Origin of the sequence: Phyllobacterium sp. NPDC097923 (assembly GCF_044760925.1) — a bacterium.
Lineage (GTDB): Bacteria > Pseudomonadota > Alphaproteobacteria > Rhizobiales > Rhizobiaceae > Phyllobacterium > Phyllobacterium calauticae.
On the sequence record NZ_JBIWBL010000001.1, the window covers coordinates 364,345 to 386,412 of the forward strand.

Sequence of the window (22,068 nt, forward strand, 5' to 3'; positions counted from 1 at the left end):
CTATCCGAAGGTTCTGGGCTGTCAAAGCCAAATTTTTCTAATACTGGGCTTTCCGGTCGACAATATTTTTAAGCGGCTCGCCGCGCTCGAAGGATTCGATCTGGGCGACGATCTCCGGAACCAGCGCCGACGGGCTGGAGCTTGCGGCCGCATGCGGGGTGATGATGACCTGCGGATGCGTCCATAACGGGCTGTCTTTCGGCAGGGGCTCCCTGTTGAACACATCAAGCGTGACAGCCGACAGCATGCCGCGTTCCAGCGCGGCCAGGATATCCGCCTCGTTCTGCAACCCGCCGCGACCGGCATTGATGAGAATCGGCGCGCCGAGCGGCCCGTCCGCCTTCATCTGGGCAAAAAGGCTCATTGACAGGATACCTTTGGTCTCCGGTGTCAGCGGCAGCAACGAAACGATGATATCCGCATCCTTCAGAAAATCCTTCAGGCCATCACTGCCAAAATGGCTGGTCACGCCTTCGACGCTTTGGGGACGGCGGCTCCAGCCGCTGACCTTGAATCCCAGCATTCGCAACTTCAAGGCCGCATCCCGGCCGAGAACGCCCATGCCGAGTATGCCGACATTGACCTCATGTGCCGCCGGCTGGCGCCGGTCCTCATGCCAGACCTTGCCGGTCTGCTGCTGCCGGTAGCGCAGGCCGAGGCGGTGGTGATCCAGCACCTGCCAGACCACATATTCCGTCATCCGCATCGTCAGATCAGGGGATACGATGCGCACGATGGGCACATCGGGAATCCTGTCATCATGGAAGACGTGATCCACACCGGCGCCCAATGAGAAAATGACTTCGAGGTTCGGCAGGTCCGCGAGGGAACCGGGGCGCTGTTTCCACACCAGTGCGTAGCGAACCTTTTCCTTGTCCGTATCGGTGTTCAGGACAAGTTTGCGCTGCGGGGCGTTCATGGCAAACTCCGATAGCCAGACCTCCGGGTCCCATCCCGTTACAGCCAGAAAAATCGTGTCGCTTGTCCCGGTCATTCGCTTACTGCTCCCTGTTCCGCCGTTTCTATCCTGAAGGCCGCTGCCATCAGTGCTTTTGTATAATCGCTCTTCGGATTGGCGAAGATCTCCTCCGACGGGCCATATTCAACCGCTTTGCCATTGCGCATGACAAGCACGTCATTGGCCAGCGCTTTCACCACCTTGAGATCGTGGCTGATGAAAAGATAGGCCAGATTGTGCTTTTGCTGCAATCCGCGCAAGAGGTCGACCACCTGCGCCTGCACGCTCATGTCGAGCGCCGAGGTCGGCTCGTCCAGCATGACGAAGCGCGGGTTGAGCACCATGGCCCTGGCAATGGCAATGCGCTGGCGCTGGCCGCCGGAAAATTCATGCGGATAGCGGAAGCGGTTCTCCGGATCGAGGTTGACCTCCTTGAGTGCGGCAACGACGCGTGCATCCCGCTCGTCCGCCGACAGTTTCGGCTCGTGCACAGCAAGGCCCTCGGCCACGATATCGGCAATCGACATGCGCGGCGACAGCGAGCCGAATGGGTCCTGGAACACGATCTGCAACTCGCGCCGCAGCGGCCGCATCTGTTTGAAGGAAAACTGGTTGATGTCCTTCTCGCCGAAGCGGATGACACCTTGAGAAGAAATCATGCGCGACAACGCAAGCCCGAGCGTGGTCTTGCCCGAGCCGGATTCGCCGACAACGCCAAGCGTCTGTCCGGCGCGGATAGTCACATCGATGCCATCGACTGCCTTCACATGATCGACAGTCCGCCGCAGGAAACCCTGCTTGATCGGGAACCAGACCTTCACCTGTTCGCCGCGCATGACGGGCGCGGCGGACAGATCGGCGGAGGGGGGATTGCCTTTGGGTTCGGCGGCAAGCAGATGGCGCGTATATTCATGCTGCGGATTGTCGAAGATTTGCCTGGTGGGGCCGGTTTCGACGATTTTACCCTTGGTCATGACGCAGACGCGATCAGCAATCTTGCGGACAATGCCAAGATCATGCGTGATGAACAGCATGGACATGCCCTGCGCCTTCTTGAGGTCGGCAAGCAGTTGCAGGATCTGTGCCTGCACGGTCACATCGAGCGCGGTGGTCGGCTCATCGGCAATCAGCAGCTTCGGCTTGTTGGCGAGCGCCATGGCAATCATCACACGCTGACGCTGCCCGCCGGAGAGCTGGTGCGGATAGGCATCGAGGCGCTTTTCCGGTTCGCGGATGCCCACTTCGTGCAGAAGCGCAAGCGTGCGTTGCCTCGCCGGTTTGTCGGCCATGCCCTGGTGCAGTTTAAGGACTTCGACAATCTGCTTCTCGATCGTATGAAGCGGATTGAGCGAGGTCATCGGCTCCTGGAAGATCATGGTGATGTCGTTGCCGCGCACACGCCGCAGATCGTTCTCGTCGCTGTCCAGAAGGTCCTGTCCATTGAACAGGATCTGACCGGAGGGGTGCGAGGCCGGCGGGTAGGGCAGAAGCTTCAGGATCGACAGGGCCGAGACCGACTTCCCGGAACCGGATTCGCCGACAAGCGCAACCGTCTCGCCCTGAGCGATGTCGAACGAGACATGATCGACGGCAATCGACTGGCGGCCGTTCTGGGTGAAGGCAACCGAGAGATCACGGACGGAAAGGAGGGGAGACGCACTCATTTGAAAGCCTTGCGCGGATCGAATGCGTCACGGGTTGCCTCACCGACGAAGATCAGCAGCGACAGCATCAGCGAGATGACGACGAAACCGGTCAGGCCAAGCCATGGTGCCTGCAGGTTGTTCTTGCCCTGGGCCAGGAGTTCGCCGAGCGAGGCAGAGCCCGGCGGCAGCCCGAAACCGAGAAAATCGAGCGAGGTGAGCGTCGTGATCGATCCGTTGAGGATGAAGGGCAGGAAGGTGAGCGTGGTCACCATGGCGTTGGGCAGAAGGTGACGGAACATGATTGTCCGGTCACGCACGCCAAGTGCACGCGCGGCATTCACATATTCGAAATTGCGGGCCCGCAGGAATTCAGCGCGGACGATGCCGACAAAATGCACCCACGAGAACAGCAGCATGATGCACAGCAGGATCCAGAAGCCGGGCGGCAGGATCGAAGCCATGATCAGGAGAAGGTAGAGCGTGGGTACCGAAGACCAGATTTCGATGAAGCGCTGCGCCAGAAGATCGAGCCAGCCGCCGAAATAGCCCTGCATGGCGCCGGCCGTCACCCCGATAACGGCAGACGCTGCCGTCAGGATCAGTCCGAACAGCACGGAAATGCGGAAACCATAGAGCGCCCGGGCAAACACGTCGCGCGCCTGATCATCCGTGCCCAGAATGTTCATGTTGCCGAACGTGCAGTTGGCGTCGTTCACACCCTGCGGATAGCGGGCGCAACGCTGCTCTGCCGAATAGAGCCAGAAGGGTTTTGATGGCGCCGTATCGGGAAGCTCGTTGTTGACGGTGCGGTAGGAATAGCGGATCGGCGGCCAGATGGCCCAGCCATTGGCATTGATCTCGTCCTGGATCACCGGATCGCGATAGTCGGTCACCGCATAGAAGCCGTTAAACTTCTCCTCCGGATAATCGACGAGAACGGGAAAGAGAATCTCACCCTTGTAGGAAACAAGGATTGGCCGGTCATTGGCAATGAACTCGCCGAACAGCGAGCCAATGAACAGGAACAGGAACAGCCACAGGGCCCACCAGCCGCGGCGGTTGGCCTTGAAGTTCTGCCAGCGCCGCGCATTGAGCGGCGACAGCCGCGGGCGCCGAACGGCAACGGGTGAGGGCTGGGTGCCAATGCTTGTATCGGTCATCAGACGTCCCTCCGCTCGAAGTCGATGCGCGGGTCGATCCATGTATAGAGAAGATCGGACAGGAGACTGACGACGACGCCGACAAGGGCGAAAATATAGACCGTGGCTATCACCACCGGATAGTCGCGATTGATGATCGATTCATAGCCAAGCAACCCCAGTCCATCCAGCGAGAAAATCGCCTCGATCAGCAGCTGACCGGTGAAGAAGATCGAAATGAAGGCGCTGGGAAAACCGGCAATGACGATGAGCATGGCATTGCGGAACACATGTCCATAGAGAATCTTGCGCTCGGTCAGGCCCTTGGCTCGCGCCGTGGTGACATATTGCTTGCGGATTTCATCGAGGAACGAATTCTTGGTCAGAAGGGTTGTCGTGGCGAAGGCCGACAACAGCATGGCCGTCAACGGCAGGGCAATGTGCCAAGCATAATCGACGATCTTGCCGAAGAACGAGAGCTCGGCGAAATTGTTGGACGTTAAACCGCGCAGCGGGAACCAGTCGAAGAACGAGCCGCCGGCAAAAAACACGATCAGCATGATGCCGAAGAGGAATCCCGGTATCGCATAGCCAACCACGACAACGGCACTGGTCCACACGTCGAAGGCGGAACCGTCCTTGATGGCCTTGCGAATGCCGAGCGGAATGGAAATGGCATAGGATATCAGTGTCATCCACAGGCCCAGCGATATCGAGACCGGCAGTTTCTCCTTGATGAGCTGCACGACGCTGATATCGCGGAAATAGCTGTTGCCGAAATCGAAGCGCAAATAGTTCCATACCAGGATACGGAACCGCTCGAGCGGCGGCTTGTCGAGGCCGAACTGCTTTTCGAGGCTGGCTATGAAAGCGGGATCGAGGCCTTGAGCGCCGCGATATTTCGAGTTGGCCGTACCAAGGCCAAGCGATTCATGGCTCTGACCAAAATCAGCACCGCCGCCACCGATGCGGTCAAGCGCGTTGCCGCCCTGTCCGGTGAGCTGGCCGATAATGCGCTGGACCGGGCCGCCGGGGACGAACTGTACAATCACGAAGCAGACAAGCAGGACTCCGAACAGCGTCGGTATCATCAGAAGCAAACGCCGTAGAATATAGGCTCCCATTAAGACGGTGCTCCAGGAGATATCATTTTAAATCTTGCCAATTGCCTTTGCCTTTGCTTCGTCAAGCCACCAGAGCGTTTCAACCGGAAAGCCATAATCGGGTTTAGGCTCCTTGAAGCCGAACATATCCCAATAGGCGATGAGGTGATTCGCACTGTACCAATTTGGAATCCAGTCACGCCTTATACGCAAGAGCCGATCCAGAACACGCATAATCGTGACCAGTTCTGCCCGTGACTTCACGTCACCGACTTTCTGGATCAGCGCGTCGATCACCGGATCCGCAATGCCCGCAAAGTTGGTCGATCCGGGCATGGCAGCCGATTTGGAGCCAAAGATGGACTGCAGGCTCTCCTGTGTCGGCGTGGAACCAAGGGAGTAGGCAGCGCCCATCATATCGAAATCAAAGTCCTGCAGCCTGACCTGATACTGCGCCGGATCGACCAGTCGCAGGGTGGCATTGATGCCGATGGCGTTCAGATTGTTGATGAAAGGTGCCGAGGAGCGCGTGAAGACTTCCGCCTGGATCAACATTTCCAGGTTGAGCGGTCTGCCGCTGGCATCGACGAATTTGCCGTTCTGCCGCGTATAACCCGCTGCGGTGATCAATTCGACCGCGCGGCGCAGATTGTTTCTGTCGCGCCCCGAACCATCCGATACGGGTTGCAGGACCGCATCGCCGAAAATCTCCGGCGGCAGCCTGTCGCGCAGCGGCTCGATAATGGCCAGCTCTTCGGCGGAGGGTTTGCCTTCAGCGCGAAATTCCGATTTCTCAAACAGCGATTGCGAGCGTTTGTAGACATCGTAAAACAGGTTCTTGCTGGTCCACTCGAAGTCAAAACACAGGGCGATGGCTTCGCGTATCCGAGGATCGCGGAACTGTTGCCGGCGCTGGTTTAGCGCCCAGGCCTGCATCACCGGCCGTTTTTCGCTGGAAAATTCGCGTTTGACGACACGCTTCTGCTGAATGGCCGGGAAATTGTATTCGGTCGCCCATGTCTTGGCGACGGATTCGGAGCGCCAGTAAATATCGCCCTTCTTGAAGGATTCGAAATCCGGTTGCCGGTCGCGAAAGAACTCGATGCGGATGCGGTCAAAATGGTTGGAGCCGCGTTGCACCGGCAAATCCTTTGCCCAGTAATCGGCAACGCGCTCGTATTCAATCGTTTGACCGGCAAGGATCATGCCGGCGCGATAGGCTCCCGAGCCGAGAGGCGCTTCCAGCGTCGATGCGCCGAAATCCCGCGTGGCGTACCATGCCTTGGAAAAGATCGGTATCCCTGCTGCGATGTCGAGAATGGCGCGGCCGGAATGCTTGCCGGAAAAGGTCAGCCGCAACGTGTGGTCATCCTCGGCCACAATTTCGGTGAGTTCCGCCATCATCACCACGAGATCGGGATGCCCCTTTGTCTTGAGCGTCTCATAGCTGAACACCGCATCGTGGGCCGTCAGGGGGGAACCGTCGTGAAAACGCGCTTGCGGGCGCAACTTGAAAGTGAATGTCCGCTTGTCCGGGGAAACCGTAACGCTTTCAGCAACCAGGCCATAAATGGAATCGGGCTCGTCCAGCGCCGATGTCATCAAGGAATCAAAGCACAATTCCACACGTGGCGGTGCATCGCCGCGTGCACCGAAACCATTCAGTGTGTTGAATGTTTGCGTCGACTGGTTGAAATACCATGTCGGCGGCGAGAAGCAGAACGTACCACCCTTCGGCGCATCGGGATTGGTGTATTCGAAATGCGTGAAATCCTTCGGATATTTGAGTTCGCCAAAGGCGGAAAGACCATGCAGCGGAACATCCGTCTTCACATCCGCCAGTGCCAGACGCGGAGTGAGGGCTGACAGAGCCGCCGCACCGGAGTATTTCAGCAGATCGCGGCGATTGAGACGCCCGGCCATCATTGCGCGTGGGCTTTCAGAGCTTGCTCCTTGGCAGGGTCAATCCACCAGGAAAGCGGGTCGACACCGATATAGTCCGGTTGTTTTTCGGGCATGCCGAACTTGTTCCAGTAGGCGATCTTGACCCTGTCGTCATACCACTGCGGAACAACATAGTAATTCCACAGCAGAACCCGATCGAGCGCATGGGTTGCCGCAACAAGCTCTTCACGGTCCTTGGCAAAGATGACCCTGTCGATCAGCTTGTCGATAGCCGGGTTTTTGATGCCCATGTAATTGCGCCCGCCAGGCGTATCGGCTGTCCTGGATCCCCAGAATTCGCGCTGCTCGTTCCCCGGCGACAGTGTTTGTCCGATCCCGGCAATCGCCATTACGTCATAGTCATAATCATTGACCCTGGCCGCATATTGGGCTGCATCGACAGCACGTATCTGCGCATCTATGCCAAGCTTGCGCAGATTCGTCATGAACGGTCCGATCGTACGTTCGTTGCTCGGATCGTCCGCCAGAAATTCGATGGTCAGGGGTTGGCCAGTCGCTGTATTGACGAGCTTACCATTTTTCTGATCATAACCGGCCTCCCGCAAAAGCGTGACGGCCTTGCGCAAATTATCGCGTTGCGCCTGCGGCGTGTCAGAAACCGGGTTCTTGAATTCCTCGTTGAAAACCCCTTCCGGTACTTCACCTTTAACCGCTTGAAGAATCTCCAGTTCTTTACCTGTCGGGACGCCGCTCGATGCGAGTTCCGTGCCGGAGAAATAACTGTCTATTCGCTTGTATTGACCGAAAAATGCATTCTTGCTCATGGATTCAAAGTCGAAGGCGAAATTCAAGGCTTCGCGTACCTTGATATCCTTGAATTTGTCGCGGCGCGTGTTCAGGAGAAATCCTTGCATGCGACCAGACGACCGCTGTGGATACACGGCCTTGATGACATCACCCCGGGTGAATGCCGGGAAATCATAGCCACGCATCCAGCGGCCGATGCTCGGCTCGCCGCGGTAATCCTGAAATCCCCCCTTCTTGAAGGCTTCCCACATGGCGTTTGCGTCCCGGAAATATTCATAGCGAATACGATCGAAATTGTTGCGCCCGACATTGGTGGGGAGATCCTTGCCCCAGTAATCGGCTACCCGGCTCCATACGATGGTCTTGCCGAAGTCGACGCTTTCGATTTTGTAGGCAGCCGAGCCCAGGGGGATTTCGGTCGTGGGCTTGGTGATGTCGCGCTTCTTGCCGGATTGATCGGTGCCTTCCCACCAGTGCTTTGGCAAGACGGGGAACTCGCCGACAATGCTGGGCAACTCACGGTTCCCTCCGCTCGCAAACGTGAAGGTAACCTCTCGGTCCCCGGTCTTCTCGGCCTTTGTCACATCATGATAATACTTGTTGTAGATCGGGCTTTGCGCTTTCAGCGTGTCGAACGACCAGATGACGTCATCGACGGTGATGGGTTGTCCATCATGCCATTTTGCAGCGGGGTTGAGGCGGAACTTCACCCAGGAGAAATCATCTGGGTAAGCAACTGCTTCTGCGAGAAGACCGTAATTTGTTGCCGGCTCATCAAGCGCCCGGCTGAGAAGCGTATCGTAGAGATATCCACCCAGGATAGTTCCGCCCGGAAGCCCCGCCGCAGACGTTCCCTGGACGACGAAGGGGTTGAGGCTGTCGAATGAACCTTGAGCAATTTGATTCAAGGTTCCGCCTTTGGGCGCATCGGGATTCACAAAATCAAAATGCTTGAAGTCCGGCCCGTATTTCGGCTTGCCCAGGGCGCTGACCGCCGTTCGCCATTCAGCATCTGCAGCCCGTGCATTGGATAGGGGAATCACGGCTGTCATGGCAAGGAGCGCGAGGCTGGCAACGAGCGGACGGAATTGCAAATCAGATCTCCACGGTTCTCTTTTTTGGTCAGTCTAAGAGAAAATGCGGCGGAGAACAGACCTTCGGCAAAAAAACACGCAGTCTTGATAGGATCAGGCTGATGGATACAAAAAAGCCGGGTACTGGACCCGGCTTTCCCTTGGAATTGACGGCTGACTTATTTTGTCGGTGCAGGCGCAGCGCCATCTGCAGGCTTTGCAGCATCGGCTGGCTTTTCACCGCCGGCTGGCGCGGCATCGGCAGCAGGAAGCGGCTTTGGACTGTCGGAGAGCGTGCGCAGGTAAGCGATCAGGTCTGCGCGTTCATTGTCCTTCTTGTCACCGGCAAAGCCCATGGCCGTACCCTTGATATAGCCCTTGGGCGAGGTCAGGAAGTGATTGAGATGGTCGAATGTCCAGAGTTCCTTGCCGCCCTTGGAGAAATCCTTGATGGCGCCGGAATAGCTGAAGCCTTCATGCGTCGCCATGGGACGGTCGACAATGTCCCAGAGATTCGGGCCAACCTTGTTCGCGCCGCCCTTTTCACCGGTATGGCAAGCCTGGCAGCGCTTGAAAATCGCTTCACCGCGCGTCGCGTCCGCCGATGCGAGCAGGGTTGCGATCGGCACGGCCGCAGCTGCTGCGGCTGGCGCGCCGGCTTCACCTTCACCGCCGGCTTCGGCAGCCTGGATGATAAAGCCGGGTTTTTCGGGCGCACGGGAATCAAATAAGAAATCCGAAAGGATGCCCGCTGTCATGACAACGAAAACTGTTGCCAGGAACGCCATGGCATATTTGTTGAATGCGCTCGAATCCATTGTCGATCATTGCTCCTCTTGCGGAGGTTCTCATTATCTGGTCAATGCAGACCGCTGCATAACTTGACGAGAGTCCCCTCGTGATCGCGCGGAAACTAGGTCTTTTGCTCAAGACTTGCAACACATATAAGGGCAGTTCTGCCTGAGACTTTTTGACACCGTAGGGTGCTTATGACGATGAAAATATTGACCCTGATTCCCGCCCGCATGGCCTCCACACGCTTGCCCGGCAAGCCATTGGCCGATATTGCCGGCAAGCCGATGATCGTGCATGTGGCGGAACGTGCCCTGGCGGCCGGTCTTGGCCGTGCCGTTGTTGCCACGGACAGCGCCGAGGTGAAGGCGGCGGTCGAAGCCCACGGGCTTGAAGTGGTCATGACACGCAGCGACCATGAATCGGGTTCGGACCGCATCTATGAAGCCTTGCTGGCGCTCGATCCGGAAGGCACTGTCGATGCCATCGTCAATGTCCAGGGCGACCTGCCGACCATTGATCCGGAATTGGTCAAACGCGCGCTCCTGCCGCTGCGTGAAGGTCCCGCCGATATCGCCACATTGTGTGTTGAGATTACCAGGGAAGATGAAAAGACCAATCCGAATGTGGTGAAGATCGTCGGGTCGGATATCGGCACCGGGAAAATGCGCGCACTCTACTTTACGCGTGCGACGGCTCCCTATGGCAACGGTCCGCTCTACCACCACATTGGCCTGTATGCTTATCGCCGTGCAGCTCTGCAGCGATTCGTCGGCCTTGGCCCGTCGCCGCTCGAACAGCGTGAACGGCTGGAACAGCTGCGCGCGCTGGAAGCCGGCATGCGCATCGATGTCGAGATCGTTGATTCGGTGCCGCTGGGTGTTGATACCCAGGAAGATCTTGAGCGGGCACGTGACATTCTTACTTCAATAAAGGGCAATTGATTATGGCCAAGACCAACCGCATCTCCTTTCAGGGCGAACCGGGTGCCAATTCCGACACCGCATGCCGGAACATGTTTCCGCACATGGAGCCGTTGCCATGCCCGACCTTTGAGGATGCGTTCAACGCGGTTGAAAGTGGTGCGGCTGATCTGGCGATGATCCCGATCGAGAACACGATCGCCGGACGTGTCGCGGACATCCACCACCTCTTGCCGGAATCACGTCTGCACATTGTGGGCGAGTACTTCCTGCCGATCCATTTTCAGCTGATGGTTCTTCCCGGCACCAAGCGCAGTGAGATCACAACGGTTCACAGCCACATCCACGCGCTGGGTCAATGCCGGAAATATATCCGCAAGAACGGCTGGAAGCCCGTCATTGCCGGAGATACAGCTGGCGCGGCACGCCTTGTGTCTGAAGTGAAGGACAAGACGATGGCGGCACTCTCACCGCGGCTCGCCTCCAGCCTTTATGGTCTCGATATCCTGGAAGAGGATGTCGAGGACACGGAAAACAATGTCACGCGCTTCGTCGTCCTGAACAAGACGAAAAAGTGGGCGCCGCGCACATCCGACGAACTCATGATGACGACCTTCGTCTTTCGCGTGCGCAACGTTCCGGCGGCGCTCTACAAGGCGATGGGCGGCTTTGCCACCAATGGCGTCAACATGACCAAGCTGGAAAGCTATCAGATTGACGGCAAGTTCACCGCCACGCAGTTTTACGCCGATATTGAAGGGCATCCGGACGACAAGAATGTTGCCCATGCCCTGGAAGAGCTGGAATTCTTCTCCAAGGAGGTGCGGATTCTCGGGGTCTATCCGGCGGATACCACGTTTCGCAGCAGCCAGGGCGAGGAAGAGTAGATTGACGGTCTAATCCTCCCAGTTTTCAACGCTGAGTCCCTCTACCCTCTGAAATTCACGAACATTGCGTGTGACGAGGGTCAGAGACCGTGCGAGGGCCTGCCCTGCGACCAAAACATCGTAAGGACCGATGGGACTACCCGCGCGCGCAAGCTTTGCGCGTAGCGCGCCCGCATGTCTGGCGTCGTCCAGATCAAACTCAAGTGCCGGGAATTGCAGGCTTTCAACAAGGCCGACATTCTGAACGGCGCGCTGTGATTTGTAGGCTCCGTAAAATAATTCATGGGCAACGATGGCCGAGATTGCAAAATCTTGCGGCTGATGTCGACGCAGTCGGCTGTGCAGCCGTTCATTGCCTTTCAGCAACGCAATGATGGCGTTGGTATCAAGCAAGAATTTCATTTGAAATAGTCGAGATCAGGTCTTTCCTGCGGTACTGGCTTCTCGCTCGCAGCTTTTACAAAGTCGTCGTCTAACGGGCCTGTAAGGACATCCAGCCAAGTCCAATTTTCCGGCATCGGCTCAAGAATCACGGATTGCCCGTGACGCCGTATGCGAACCTCTGTGGCGTCAAATCGGAACTCTTTTGGAAGACGCACGGCCTGCGAGCGTCCGGACCAGAAGATTTTGGCTTTTTCCATGTCGCACCTCCTTTGAGATATGACAATGATATATACCAATTGGGCAGTATTTTCAATTCAACCTTGGTAGGACTTAAACCCCGCTCTCAACCCAGCTGCGGATCAGATGGGCGGCGATGGCGCCGGGTGGCGGCGTCATCAATCCTTCCGGGTGTGTCCGGTCGAGCATCAGCGCGACTTCATCGCGTGTGAACCAGCGGCCTGCCTCCAGCTCGGCCTTGTCGAGGATGTAATCGTCGGACAATGCTTCCGCATGGCAGCCGATCATCAGCGAATAGGGGAAGGGCCAGGGTTGCGATGCGTGATAGACCACCCGGCCGATAGGCAGGTTGGTTTCTTCCAGCGTCTCGCGCCTTACGGCATTTTCGATGGTTTCCCCCGGTTCAATAAACCCGGCAAGGCAGGAATACATGCCTGGTCCGAAATGGGCCCCACGCGCCAGAAGACATTTATCGCCGCGTACCACCATCATGATGGCAACCGGATCGGTGCGCGGGAAATGCTGGGCGTCGCAATTCGGGCAAGTGCGCCGGTACCCGCCATCGCGCATCACCGTTTCCGTGCCGCAGCGTCCGCAGAAGCGGTGATTCTCATGCCACGTCAGCAGCGAAACGGCTTGCGCCATGGCGCCCAGCTGATCTTCGGGTATGAGGCCTTGCGTATAGACTGGGCGGTATTCAATGGCCTTGATCGTTTCGGGGAGGGCAGCTAGATCGATACCGCTCACAGCGGCCAGAACCGGCATGTCCTCCTGCATTCCCAGATAGATTGTCCTGTTCGGGTGGGGCAGCAGCGCGACGGCTTCTTCAAGGCCGAAAAAGGCATTGCCTGTGCCGTTACCCAACGACACCAGTATCTGGCCTTGCCCGATCAGCAGCATGCGCGCCTTTGCATCCGCAAGCGCGACCGTCACCACATCATCGCTGCGGTTTTCAGAGTGGCGGTTTATCCTGTTGCCGGCGAAGCCGACGAAACGGCTCGCTTCCGCTTCCGGAACATCATAAAGGCGAAATGACATAAGCGTGGCTCCAGAAGACCGGTCCGGAATGGGACTGCGTGATGATGCTGACTAGATAGCGTTGAGAATGGCGTTCGCAAAGTCCCGTGCGTCTTTTTCGCCGTAGGGTTCGCGCGTGCCATAGCCCCAGACGGGACCGGGCCATGCCGGATCTCCGGTGTTGCGGGCGATAATATGCAGGTGCAACTGCCGGACGATATTGCCGAGAGCACCGGTGTTGATCTTTTCGCAATTCGCGACAGTCTTCAGAGCCTGTGCGGCAATGCCCGATTCAAAGACAAGCATTGTCTGATCGAGGGGGGTAAGGTCGTGAATCTCGCTTATATCAGCCCTTTGCGGCACGAGAATGAGCCAGGGCCAGCGCCGGTCATTCATCAGGCGCAGATCGCAAAGGCCCAGCCTTGCAATGGGAATCGTATCAGCTGCAAGTTTGCTATCGAGTATGAACGTCATGATTTGCAACAATTAGCAGTTTTTTTGTCGTCCCGCTTGCTTTTTGCGCAAAGATTGCCGATATGAGCCTCGGGAGGTTGGTGGTGGACGAGCCACTCGCCAACCGGGTCAGGTCCGGAAGGAAGCAGCCCCAACGAGCCAGGCACGGGTCGCCGTGCCAGCCTCCCACCTTTATCCTCTTTAAAGCCGTCATCCGGCATTGACGCTGCGGTGTGCAGCGGTACAAACTTGCCTGGTGGAACGAATTTGACATCACGCGAGACATGCGAATGTCAGAATCGGACAATTAGCGCCATGAAGAGTAATGCAGGAGCGGAATCAACCGGGATGGACACCAAAACGGCAGATAGCGCCTATCGCGTGCTCGCCCGCAAATATCGCCCGCAGAATTTCGACGATCTGGTCGGTCAGGAGCCGATGGTTCGGACCTTGACCAATGCGTTCGAGACCGGCCGTATTGCGCAGGCGTGGATGCTGACTGGTGTGCGCGGTGTTGGCAAGACCACCACCGCCCGCATCCTGGCCCGTGCCCTCAATTATAAAACAGCTGAAATCGACAAGCCGACGATCGACCTGTCTGTTCCTGGTGAACATTGTCAGGCGATCATGGAAGGCCGCCATGTCGATGTCATCGAGATGGATGCCGCCTCGCATACGGGTATCGATGACATCCGTGAAATCATCGAGCAGGTTCGCTACCGCCCGGTTTCGGCCCGGTACAAAGTCTACATCATCGACGAAGTGCACATGCTGTCCAATCAGGCCTTCAACGGCCTGCTGAAAACATTGGAAGAGCCGCCGCCCCACGTCAAATTCATCTTCGCCACCACCGAAATCCGTAAAGTTCCGATCACGGTGCTGTCGCGCTGCCAGCGCTTTGACCTGCGCCGTATCGATGCAAACATGCTGACGGCGCTGCTGAAGAAGATTGCCGACAAGGAGAGCATCACAGTTGATGCCGCATCCCTGGCGATGATCGCCCGCGCGGGCGAAGGCTCGGCGCGCGATTCCCTGTCGATCTTCGATCAGGCGATTGCCCATGGTGCGGGCAATGTCGACGCCGAGACTGTGCGCTCCATGCTGGGCCTGGCGGATCGCGCCCGGATCATCGATCTTTTCGAGATGCTGATGCGCGGTGATGTGGCGTCCGCCCTGCGCGAGTTTCGCGCGCAGTACGATGTCGGGGCGGATCCCAGTGTTGTTCTTTCCGATCTTGCCGACTTCAACCATCTGGTGACGCGCATTCGGTTCACCCCGGATGTCGCGGACGATATCTCCCTGTCCGAGGATGAACGCCTGCGCGGCCGGGATTATGCCGAAAAGCTCTCCATCCGGGTTCTCTCTCGGACATGGCAGATGCTGCTGAAAGGCATTGCCGAGGTGGATGCGTCCAATCGTCCGGTCCAGGCTGCAGAAATGCTGCTGATCCGGCTGGCGCATGCTGCCGATTTGCCGACGCTGGATGAAGCCCTGAAATCGCTGGAAAATGGGGCGTCTTCCTCCCTGCAGCCGCCGCGAAGCGATGGCCCGCGTCCCGGCAATGGCGGCGGCGAGACCATGAGCCGCGCCGCTCCGGCGGACGCTGTCGCACCTGTACGCGGTTCCGTTGCCTCTGGTGGTGGTGCAACCATGCGGCTGGTCGAACAATCAGCGCAGCCTGTGCCCGTTGTGCCGGTGCAACCGGCTGCCGAAGAACTGGCGCCGGCGGTTCCTGTTACCAGCATCGCCGATATTGTAGCGCTCGCCGACAAGCAGCGTAACATGCAGTTCAAGATACTGGTCAAGAACTGTGTGCGGCTCGTCAGCATCAAGCCAGGACGGCTCGAGATCAATCTGACCGACGACGCCCCAAAAACGCTTTTGACAGACCTGTCGCAGAAACTCAGCGAATGGACCGGTACACGCTGGATGGTATCCCTGTCGCGGGAACAGGGCGGCCGGACCATCAACGAAACCGAAACGGCCCGGCGCGATTCCATGCTCAGCGATGCGCGCGCCGATCCGGATGTCGCGGCGATCCTGTCGCGGTTTCCGGGTGCCAAGATTATCAATGTACGGATCGCAACACCCGCCGGGCAGGCAGGTGGCGACCCGGATGGCATGGACGGGACCGGTTCCGGCGATGATACGCTGGCTCCCGTCGAAGAAGATGATTGATCAAAAGGAGTTTTTCCCATGCGTGACATTATGGGCATGATGAAACAGGCCAAGGAAATGCAGGGCAAGATGGCTGCCATGCAGGAAGAAATCGCGGCGCTGGAGGCGGAGGGCCATTCCGGCGGCGGGCTCGTCACCGTCAAGCTGTCCGGCAAGGGGGCGCTGACCTCGCTCAAGATTGATCCGTCGCTCTTCAAGGAAGATGATGTCGAGATTCTCGAAGATCTGATCATCGCTGCCCATAACGAGGCAAAAGCGAAGGTCGAGGCCATCATGGCGGAAAAGACCCAGGCATTGACGGCTGGCCTGCCAATTCCTCCGGGTTTCAAACTGCCTTTTTGAGAGCGGGCCTACAACCGCGAGGTGGTTGGAAATAGCGCCAGCATAGTGTACACTTCCTCTCGGAGTGGGTGGCAAGTTTTCACTCACCACCCGTACCTTATCTATAAAGATTTACCCGGACGGTCCATGACCAGCTCGTCCGGGTTCTCTTTATAATAAGGGTGATGCTAAACGGAAAAATCCGCATAGTTCACCTCCAAGTTCAAAGGCAAGGCTGTTGCCGCAGTCGGGTAGCCCATTCTCCCGATGCACCGGCTGGCACGGTGCCGCTGCTTCACCTTTGAACCATTGCGCTACAAACGCTTGAGGTGATGATTGCTTCGTTTGTCGCCGGCAACAACGAATGCAGGGTTGTAAAATAACTGCCTCTTTTTCGCTTGGGTTGAGTTCGCCGCGCGTCTCCGATTCCCTATGGGCAAAATTTGCTTTAAACCGGCGATATGTCGAAACGAATCGCCGGTCCCGAAATTGAACGCCTGATCCAGCTTTTGGCCAAAGTGCCGGGGCTCGGGCCGCGTTCCGCCCGCCGCGCCGCGCTGCATCTCATCAAGAAGAAGGAAGCGCTGCTGATTCCGCTGGGTTCTGCCATGCAGGACGCAGCGGACAAGGTGCGTATCTGCTCCACATGCGGCAATGTCGATACATCTGATCCGTGCATGATCTGTACCGATCCGCGTCGCGAACGGGCGACGCTGATTGTGGTCGAGGATGTTGCCGACCTTTGGGCGCTGGAGCGGGCCGGTTCAATGAACGTCCGCTATCATGTGCTGGGCGGACGGCTGTCACCGCTGGATGGTGTCGGTCCAGACGATCTCAACATCGGCAGCCTTGTCAGCCGCGTGGCGGAAGGTGAGATCAAGGAGGTCATCCTCGCCGTCAATGCGACGGTCGAGGGGCAGACGACGGCTCATTACATCACTGACCAGCTTGCGGATTTTGACGTGCGTATCACGCGCTTGGCCCACGGCGTTCCGGTCGGTGGGGAACTCGACTATCTGGACGAGGGCACGCTGGCCGCGGCCCTGCGCGCGCGGACCTCTTTATAGGGAGAAGGCTTTTGATCAGACGTCCGATGCGACTTGCCCTTGCGGCGTTGATTGCGACCGTTCTCTATGCAACAGCCGGGTTAGCCGCGTCAAAACCTGAAGTTGAAGCACAGTTCCGGGCGTGGCTTGTCAACGATCTTTGGCCCGAAGCCAAGACACAGGGTGTTTCCAAAGCGGTTTTCGATCAGGCTTTTTCCGGCGTCACACTCAATTTCGATCTGCCCGACCTGGTGACACCGGGCGAAAAACCGCAGACGCCCAAGGAGCAGCGGCAATCCGAGTTCGGCTCTCCCGGCAAGTATTTCAACGACAAGACGGTCAACGCGGTGACATCGGGTGGCACAGCGCGGTCTGGCCAGTTTGCCAAAATCCTCAAAGCGGTTGAAAGCAAATATGGCGTTCCGGGGCCGATCGTTCTCGCCATCTGGGGGCGCGAAAGCGGTTATGGCAGTGTGAAAATCCCCTACAACGCCTTTGCCGTCCTCGGCACAAAAGCCTTTATGGCAACCCGCAAGGACATGTTCCGCAAGGAGCTTTTGGCTGCGCTCCAGATCGTGGAGAAAGGCTATATCGGCGTTGCAAGCATGAAAAGCTCATGGGCAGGTGCACTGGGACAGCCGCAATTCATGCCGACGTCCTATCTCGAACATGCAGTGGATTTTGACGGCGACGGCAAGCGGGACATCTGGAATTCCGTTCCCGATACGCTCGGTTCCATCGGTCATTATCTCGCGCAGTATGGATGGCAGCGCGGCCGCGACTGGGGCTATGAAGTCAGCGTTCCGCAGACTGTCAGCTGCTCCCTGGAAGGTCCGGATCAGGGCAAGCCTTTCGCCGCATGGGCCAAGCTTGGCATCACCCGGGTCAACGGAAAGCCGTTTCCGGCCAGCGAAACCAATCGCGAGGGCTTCCTGCTGATGCCGGCCGGGCGTCATGGCCCGGCTTTTGTGGTCACCAAGAATTTCTACGTGATCAAGGAATACAATATGAGCGATCTCTATGCGCTCTTCATCGGGCATGTGGGTGACCGCATCGCCAATGGCGCGAAGGGTTTTTCCGCCGGTTGGGGAGATGTCGGCGGGCTCTATCGCTCGGACATTGCCGGTTTGCAGAAGGCGCTGGAAAAAAAGGGTTATGACGCCGGGGGAGCCGACGGTTTCCCTGGCTTCAAGACACGGCGTTCCATTGGTGATTGGCAAACGAAACAAGGCCTGCCTGCCACCTGCTTTCCCGACAAGGATCTGGTCAAGGCGATCCGTTGAACGCCGAGGCAATATCAATCAGATGTCTGAGCGCCGGCGACGGATCGTCTCGGCGCCAGACAAGCCCGGTCTCGATCCGTGGCGGCGTGCCTGACAGTTTCAGGTAGCGAACGCCGGCACGGCCAAGATTGCGCAGCGATTCCGGCACCAGCGCGATTCCCATCCCCGCGGAGACCAGGCTGATGATTGTCTGCATCTGGATGGCTTCCTGCCCGATGTATGGGACGGCACCATTGCCGGCATAATAGCCGGTGATCAGATCGTGAAAGGCCGGTGCGCTGCGGCGGGGAAAGATAATCAGCGGCTCCGACAGAGCGCCTTTGATGTCGAGTGCTCCGTTGGAGAGAGCCAACCTGCCTGATGCCACCCATTCCTCCGGGACTGCAGCGACAAGTTCCTCCTGAAGCAATGACAGATAGGCGAGAGAAGCGTGGAGGCTGGTCTGCGACGGCGGGATGATCAAGCCGGCGTGAATGTCTCCGTTCAGAAGCGCTTCGATCTGCACGTCACTCGTTGCCTCCTGCAGGCCGATCTGCACGCCGGGGTAACCCGTTTTGTAACGGCCGAGCAGTGCCGGCAGCAGGCTGTAATCGGCTGTGCTGACGAAAGCGAGGTTCAGACTGCCCATGGTGCCGCGCGCGAGCTGCCGGGCAATGCCGGGGAGCGCGCCTGCTGCGTCCAGAACCTTGCGCACATGATCAAGCCATTGGGCACCCGCAAGCGTCAGCGCGACGCTGCGCTTGGTGCGCATGAACAGTTCGACGCCGATCTCCTCTTCGAGCGCGAGTATGGTTTGGCTGAGCGGTGGTTGGGTCATGTTGAGCCGCGCCGCCGCTCTCCCGAAATGCAGTTCTTCGGCAACAGTGATAAAGTAGCGCAGCTGACGCAGATCCATGCCGCATTTTTAATATAAAATACGACCTAATCAAGTGTGAATTATATATTTCACACGTGTTTGGAAGCGCTCTAAACAAGAGGCAATCCGGTCTTGAACCAAAATATCCCAGTGGAGAAACAGTCATGGCAGTCAATGAACGCTCGAAACACATCACGCAGGGAATAGCGCGCTCGCCCAACCGGGCCATGTATTATGCGCTCGGTTATGAGAAGGCGGATTTTGACAAGCCGATGATCGGCATTGCCAATGGTCATTCCACAATCACGCCTTGCAATGCCGGTTTGCAGCCACTCGCCGACGCAGCGGTTGCGGCGGTCAAGGCAGCGGGCGGCAATCCGCAAATCTTCGGCACACCGACCATCTCGGATGGAATGGCGATGGGCACGGAGGGCATGAAATACTCGCTGATCTCGCGCGAGGTGATCGCCGATTGCATCGAAACCTGCGTGAACGGTCAATGGATGGACGGCGTTCTAGTGCTGGGCGGCTGCGACAAGAACATGCCCGGCGGCATGATAGCCATTGCCCGTACCAATGTTCCGGCGATCTATGTCTATGGCGGTACGATCAAGCCGGGTAAATGGAAGGGCAAGGATCTTTCCATTGTTTCCTCTTTCGAAGCCGTGGGTTCTTTCATGGCGGGCAAGATGAGCCAGGAAGATTTTGAAGGCATCGAGCGCCATGCCTGTCCTTCCACCGGTTCCTGCGGCGGCATGTACACCGCCAACACCATGAGCTCTTCGTTCGAGGCACTGGGCATGTCGTTGATGTCCTCGTCGACCATGGCCAATCCGGATGCCGAGAAGGCGGACAGCACCGCCGAATCAGCACGCGTTCTGGTCGAAGCTGTGCGCCGGGGTATCCGGCCGCGGGACATCATCACCCGCAATTCCATCGAAAATGCCGTATCGCTGATCATGGCCACCGGCGGATCGACCAATGCTGTGCTGCATTTTCTGGCCATCGCCCATGCTGCGGAAGTCGAATGGACGCTGGATGATTTCGAGCGCGTGCGCCGCAAGGTTCCGGTGATCTGCAATCTTCGGCCGTCAGGCCAATACATGGCTGTGGATCTGCACCAGGTCGGCGGCATCCCACAGGTCCTGAAAATCCTGCTCAATGCCGGGTTGCTGCATGGTGACTGCCTGACGATCACCGGCCGGACCATTGCCGAGGAACTGGCCCACGTTCCCGACGCTCCGCCCGTCGATCAGAACATCATCAGACCCATCGACAAGGCCCTCTACAAGGAGGGACATTTGGCTATCCTCAGGGGAAATCTGGCGATGGGCGGTGCTGTTGCAAAAATCACCGGTCTCAAAAACCCGGTTATCCAGGGTCCCGCACGGGTGTTCGACGACGAGCAGTCGGCGATGGACGCCATCCTCTCTGACAAAATCAGGCCGGGCGATGTGCTGGTCCTGCGTTACCTCGGCCCCAAGGGCGGACCCGGCATGCCGGAAATGCTGGCGCCGACATCGGCAATCATCGGACGCGGTCTGGGTGAAAGCGTCGGGCTCATCACCGACGGACGGTTCTCCGGGGGAACCTGGGGCATGGTGGTCGGCCACGTCACGCCGGAAGCGTTCGAGGGCGGCGCAATTGCTCTCGTCAGGGAGGGCGATATGATTACCATCGATGCCCACAAGCAGCTGCTGCAGCTTGAAGTCAGCGATGCCGAACTGGAAGAGCGCCGCAAGGCATGGCAGCAGCCCGCGCCGCGCTATACACGGGGTGTCCTGGCGAAATTTGCCACGCTGACCAAATCCGCCAGTGAAGGCGCAGTCACGGGCTAGGGAGACTGATTTTCCCATTGTCGCGATGGCAAAAACAGTCTGTCAAGGCATGGGTGGTATGAATGCCACCCATGAAATGCGATCCTGACGCGCAGTCGAATAGTCAGGAAATCAGCACATGCCAGCCTTGGTGAATGGACAATGGATCAAGGGCGACGTCGCCGCCAGTGAAATGAAAGATGGAGCTTTCCACCGCGAGCCGACCCGGTTTCGCAACTGGATCACGGCAGATGGCGTGCTCGACAAGGAGGGAACGCCAACCTTCAAGGCAGAGGCCGGGCGTTATCAGCTCTTCGTTTCATATCTGTGTCCCTGGGCGTCGCGGACGCTGATCTTCCGTCATCTCAAGGGGCTGGAAAACATCATCAGCGTTGCGGTGGCCGAGCCCGCGCTCGGTGAAAACGGCTGGACATTCACCAATCTCGTCGATGCCGGGCAAAAAGCGCCGCCGATCCATTATCTGCACCAGCTCTACACCGCCAGCCTTGCGACCTATACCGGCAAGGTTTCGGTGCCCGTGCTGTGGGACCGCCGCGAGGGGCAGATCGTCAACAACGAGTCTGCCGATATTATCCGCATTCTAAACAGCGCTTTTGACGGACTGACCGGCGATAAAAGGGATTTCTATCCCGAACGCCTGCGGCCGGAGATCGAGCGGTGGAACGCCGTCGTCTATGACAACATCAACAACGGCGTCTATCGCGCCGGCTTTGCAAAATCACAGGCAAGCTATGATGAAGCCGTGCGCGATGTCTTTGCGGCGCTTGATCGCGTGGAAGCGCATCTGGCCGATCATCGGTATCTCGCGGGGCAGTACCTGACCGAAGCCGACTGGCGGCTGTTTGTTACGCTCGTCCGGTTTGATGCTGCCTATAATGGCGTCTTCAAATGCAACATCCGGCGGCTCGAGGACTATCATCATCTCTCGCATTATCTGCGAGAGCTCTATCAGTTTGAAAACGTGCGCGAGACGGTGAAAATCGCTCATATCAAGGCGGGGTACTATTCCATCGCCTCTGTGAATCCGACGGGTATTGTGCCTGCCGGTCCATTGATTGATTTCGACCGGCCGCATGACCGCGAGCGCCTGATGGGTAAGGGCATTGTCATGCGCTAATGCGTCGAAGGACAAGATTTAGAACAAAGAAGCCCGATGGCCGGATGAAATGTCCGGCCATCGGGCTTTTTGCATTGTGGCACAAATTTCCCTGATTTTTGGCTT

20 protein-coding genes and 1 other RNA gene are annotated in these 22,068 nt (G+C 57.9%); 9 read left to right on the forward strand and 12 right to left on the reverse strand.

Annotated elements, in window-relative coordinates:
- Positions 1–37: 37 nt before the first annotated feature.
- From ACIQWS_RS01845 to ACIQWS_RS01875, 7 genes are all read right to left on the reverse strand, one after another.
- Positions 38–994, reverse strand: coding sequence for a glyoxylate/hydroxypyruvate reductase A (locus ACIQWS_RS01845; protein ID WP_346306256.1), 957 nt, complete (start codon positions 992–994; stop codon positions 38–40).
- Entirely contained in the window at positions 991–2,622 is a 1,632-nt protein-coding gene (locus ACIQWS_RS01850; protein WP_346306255.1) for an ABC transporter ATP-binding protein, read from the reverse strand. The genes ACIQWS_RS01845 and ACIQWS_RS01850 overlap by 4 nt, the downstream gene beginning before the upstream one ends.
- Positions 2,619–3,764, reverse strand: a complete 1,146-nt coding sequence (locus tag ACIQWS_RS01855) for an ABC transporter permease (protein WP_403169669.1) — start codon at positions 3,762–3,764, stop codon at positions 2,619–2,621. The genes ACIQWS_RS01850 and ACIQWS_RS01855 overlap by 4 nt, the downstream gene beginning before the upstream one ends.
- Positions 3,764–4,867 carry a microcin C ABC transporter permease YejB gene (locus tag ACIQWS_RS01860; RefSeq protein WP_223612000.1) on the reverse strand — a complete coding sequence of 368 codons (1,104 nt, stop codon included), beginning with the start codon at positions 4,865–4,867 and terminating at the stop codon, positions 3,764–3,766. The genes ACIQWS_RS01855 and ACIQWS_RS01860 overlap by 1 nt, the downstream gene beginning before the upstream one ends.
- Before the next feature lie 27 nt (positions 4,868–4,894).
- A complete protein-coding gene (locus ACIQWS_RS01865; protein ID WP_403177352.1) occupies positions 4,895–6,769 on the reverse strand; it encodes an extracellular solute-binding protein in 1,875 nt (624 codons plus the stop codon).
- Positions 6,769–8,610, reverse strand: a complete 1,842-nt coding sequence (locus ACIQWS_RS01870) for an extracellular solute-binding protein (RefSeq protein WP_403177356.1) — start codon at positions 8,608–8,610, stop codon at positions 6,769–6,771. Before ACIQWS_RS01870 ends, ACIQWS_RS01865 begins: the two co-directional genes overlap by 1 nt.
- Before the next feature lie 200 nt (positions 8,611–8,810).
- A complete protein-coding gene (locus tag ACIQWS_RS01875) occupies positions 8,811–9,449 on the reverse strand; it encodes a cytochrome c family protein (RefSeq protein ID WP_223611997.1) in 639 nt (212 codons plus the stop codon).
- 165 nt (positions 9,450–9,614) lie between these two features.
- On the opposite strand from ACIQWS_RS01875, the gene ACIQWS_RS01880 reads away from it, so the two are divergent.
- Both ACIQWS_RS01880 and ACIQWS_RS01885 read left to right on the forward strand, forming a co-directional pair.
- Entirely contained in the window at positions 9,615–10,367 is a 753-nt protein-coding gene (locus tag ACIQWS_RS01880) for a 3-deoxy-manno-octulosonate cytidylyltransferase (RefSeq protein WP_346306251.1), read from the forward strand.
- 2 nt (positions 10,368–10,369) lie between these two features.
- Entirely contained in the window at positions 10,370–11,233 is an 864-nt protein-coding gene (locus tag ACIQWS_RS01885; protein WP_403169674.1) for a prephenate dehydratase, read from the forward strand.
- A gap of 9 nt (positions 11,234–11,242) precedes the next feature.
- On the opposite strand, the gene ACIQWS_RS01890 is transcribed toward ACIQWS_RS01885, so the two are convergent.
- The 4 genes from ACIQWS_RS01890 to ACIQWS_RS01905 all read right to left on the reverse strand — a co-directional run bounded on the left by ACIQWS_RS01890 (position 11,243) and on the right by ACIQWS_RS01905 (position 13,348).
- A complete protein-coding gene (locus ACIQWS_RS01890; protein ID WP_346306249.1) occupies positions 11,243–11,635 on the reverse strand; it encodes a type II toxin-antitoxin system VapC family toxin in 393 nt (130 codons plus the stop codon).
- Positions 11,632–11,874, reverse strand: a complete 243-nt coding sequence (locus tag ACIQWS_RS01895) for a type II toxin-antitoxin system VapB family antitoxin (protein WP_346306248.1) — start codon at positions 11,872–11,874, stop codon at positions 11,632–11,634. Before ACIQWS_RS01895 ends, ACIQWS_RS01890 begins: the two co-directional genes overlap by 4 nt.
- A 73-nt stretch (positions 11,875–11,947) precedes the next feature.
- Complete coding sequence (gene nudC, locus ACIQWS_RS01900; RefSeq protein WP_403169678.1) at positions 11,948–12,892, reverse strand: NAD(+) diphosphatase; 945 nt, start codon at positions 12,890–12,892, stop codon at positions 11,948–11,950.
- 51 nt (positions 12,893–12,943) lie between these two features.
- On the reverse strand, positions 12,944–13,348 hold the full coding sequence (locus tag ACIQWS_RS01905) for an HIT family protein (RefSeq protein WP_346306264.1): 405 nt from the start codon (positions 13,346–13,348) through the stop codon (positions 12,944–12,946).
- Between the two features lie 69 nt (positions 13,349–13,417).
- Here ACIQWS_RS01905 and ffs point away from each other — a divergent pair.
- From ffs to ACIQWS_RS01930, 5 genes are all read left to right on the forward strand, one after another.
- Positions 13,418–13,514: signal recognition particle sRNA small type (gene ffs / locus ACIQWS_RS01910), an RNA gene on the forward strand.
- 158 nt (positions 13,515–13,672) lie between these two features.
- Positions 13,673–15,502 carry a DNA polymerase III subunit gamma/tau gene (locus ACIQWS_RS01915; protein WP_403169681.1) on the forward strand — a complete coding sequence of 610 codons (1,830 nt, stop codon included), beginning with the start codon at positions 13,673–13,675 and terminating at the stop codon, positions 15,500–15,502.
- An 18-nt stretch (positions 15,503–15,520) separates the two neighbouring features.
- Positions 15,521–15,844 (forward strand): YbaB/EbfC family nucleoid-associated protein, encoded by a 324-nt coding sequence (locus ACIQWS_RS01920; RefSeq protein ID WP_091878585.1) that lies wholly within the window; start codon positions 15,521–15,523, stop codon positions 15,842–15,844.
- Between the two features lie 440 nt (positions 15,845–16,284).
- Positions 16,285–16,890 carry a recombination mediator RecR gene (recR, locus tag ACIQWS_RS01925; RefSeq protein WP_223611985.1) on the forward strand — a complete coding sequence of 202 codons (606 nt, stop codon included), beginning with the start codon at positions 16,285–16,287 and terminating at the stop codon, positions 16,888–16,890.
- A gap of 26 nt (positions 16,891–16,916) precedes the next feature.
- On the forward strand, positions 16,917–18,152 hold the full coding sequence (locus tag ACIQWS_RS01930) for a lytic murein transglycosylase (RefSeq protein WP_403177361.1): 1,236 nt from the start codon (positions 16,917–16,919) through the stop codon (positions 18,150–18,152).
- Here ACIQWS_RS01930 and ACIQWS_RS01935 read toward each other — a convergent pair.
- On the reverse strand, positions 18,136–19,047 hold the full coding sequence (locus tag ACIQWS_RS01935) for a LysR family transcriptional regulator (protein ID WP_403169686.1): 912 nt from the start codon (positions 19,045–19,047) through the stop codon (positions 18,136–18,138). The two genes, ACIQWS_RS01930 and ACIQWS_RS01935, sit on opposite strands and share 17 nt — an antisense overlap.
- A gap of 125 nt (positions 19,048–19,172) precedes the next feature.
- On the opposite strand from ACIQWS_RS01935, the gene ilvD reads away from it, so the two are divergent.
- Both ilvD and ACIQWS_RS01945 read left to right on the forward strand, forming a co-directional pair.
- On the forward strand, positions 19,173–20,846 hold the full coding sequence (gene ilvD, locus ACIQWS_RS01940; RefSeq protein ID WP_403169688.1) for a dihydroxy-acid dehydratase: 1,674 nt from the start codon (positions 19,173–19,175) through the stop codon (positions 20,844–20,846).
- Between the two features lie 118 nt (positions 20,847–20,964).
- Positions 20,965–21,963 (forward strand): glutathione S-transferase family protein, encoded by a 999-nt coding sequence (locus tag ACIQWS_RS01945; RefSeq protein WP_403169691.1) that lies wholly within the window; start codon positions 20,965–20,967, stop codon positions 21,961–21,963.
- The last annotated feature ends 105 nt before the right edge of the window (positions 21,964–22,068 follow it).

What these genes read in the sequence shown, in the direction of transcription:
- ACIQWS_RS01850 (WP_346306255.1), bottom strand. Translation starts at nt 2,622, where the DNA reads ATGAGTGCGTCTCCCCTCCTTTCCGTCCGTGATCTCTCGGTTGCCTTC.
- ilvD (WP_403169688.1), top strand. Translation starts at nt 19,173, where the DNA reads ATGGCAGTCAATGAACGCTCGAAACACATCACGCAGGGAATAGCGCGC.
- ACIQWS_RS01895 (WP_346306248.1), bottom strand. Translation starts at nt 11,874, where the DNA reads ATGGAAAAAGCCAAAATCTTCTGGTCCGGACGCTCGCAGGCCGTGCGT.
- ACIQWS_RS01935 (WP_403169686.1), bottom strand. Translation starts at nt 19,047, where the DNA reads ATGGATCTGCGTCAGCTGCGCTACTTTATCACTGTTGCCGAAGAACTG.
- ACIQWS_RS01920 (WP_091878585.1), top strand. Translation starts at nt 15,521, where the DNA reads ATGCGTGACATTATGGGCATGATGAAACAGGCCAAGGAAATGCAGGGC.
- ACIQWS_RS01865 (WP_403177352.1), bottom strand. Translation starts at nt 6,769, where the DNA reads ATGGCCGGGCGTCTCAATCGCCGCGATCTGCTGAAATACTCCGGTGCG.
- ACIQWS_RS01855 (WP_403169669.1), bottom strand. Translation starts at nt 3,764, where the DNA reads ATGACCGATACAAGCATTGGCACCCAGCCCTCACCCGTTGCCGTTCGG.
- nudC (WP_403169678.1), bottom strand. Translation starts at nt 12,892, where the DNA reads ATGTCATTTCGCCTTTATGATGTTCCGGAAGCGGAAGCGAGCCGTTTC.
- ACIQWS_RS01930 (WP_403177361.1), top strand. Translation starts at nt 16,917, where the DNA reads ATGCGACTTGCCCTTGCGGCGTTGATTGCGACCGTTCTCTATGCAACA.
- ACIQWS_RS01885 (WP_403169674.1), top strand. Translation starts at nt 10,370, where the DNA reads ATGGCCAAGACCAACCGCATCTCCTTTCAGGGCGAACCGGGTGCCAAT.
- ACIQWS_RS01870 (WP_403177356.1), bottom strand. Translation starts at nt 8,610, where the DNA reads ATGACAGCCGTGATTCCCCTATCCAATGCACGGGCTGCAGATGCTGAA.
- ACIQWS_RS01845 (WP_346306256.1), bottom strand. Translation starts at nt 994, where the DNA reads ATGACCGGGACAAGCGACACGATTTTTCTGGCTGTAACGGGATGGGAC.
- ACIQWS_RS01860 (WP_223612000.1), bottom strand. Translation starts at nt 4,867, where the DNA reads ATGGGAGCCTATATTCTACGGCGTTTGCTTCTGATGATACCGACGCTG.
- ACIQWS_RS01915 (WP_403169681.1), top strand. Translation starts at nt 13,673, where the DNA reads ATGGACACCAAAACGGCAGATAGCGCCTATCGCGTGCTCGCCCGCAAA.
- ACIQWS_RS01890 (WP_346306249.1), bottom strand. Translation starts at nt 11,635, where the DNA reads ATGAAATTCTTGCTTGATACCAACGCCATCATTGCGTTGCTGAAAGGC.
- ACIQWS_RS01945 (WP_403169691.1), top strand. Translation starts at nt 20,965, where the DNA reads ATGCCAGCCTTGGTGAATGGACAATGGATCAAGGGCGACGTCGCCGCC.
- recR (WP_223611985.1), top strand. Translation starts at nt 16,285, where the DNA reads ATGTCGAAACGAATCGCCGGTCCCGAAATTGAACGCCTGATCCAGCTT.
- ACIQWS_RS01875 (WP_223611997.1), bottom strand. Translation starts at nt 9,449, where the DNA reads ATGGATTCGAGCGCATTCAACAAATATGCCATGGCGTTCCTGGCAACA.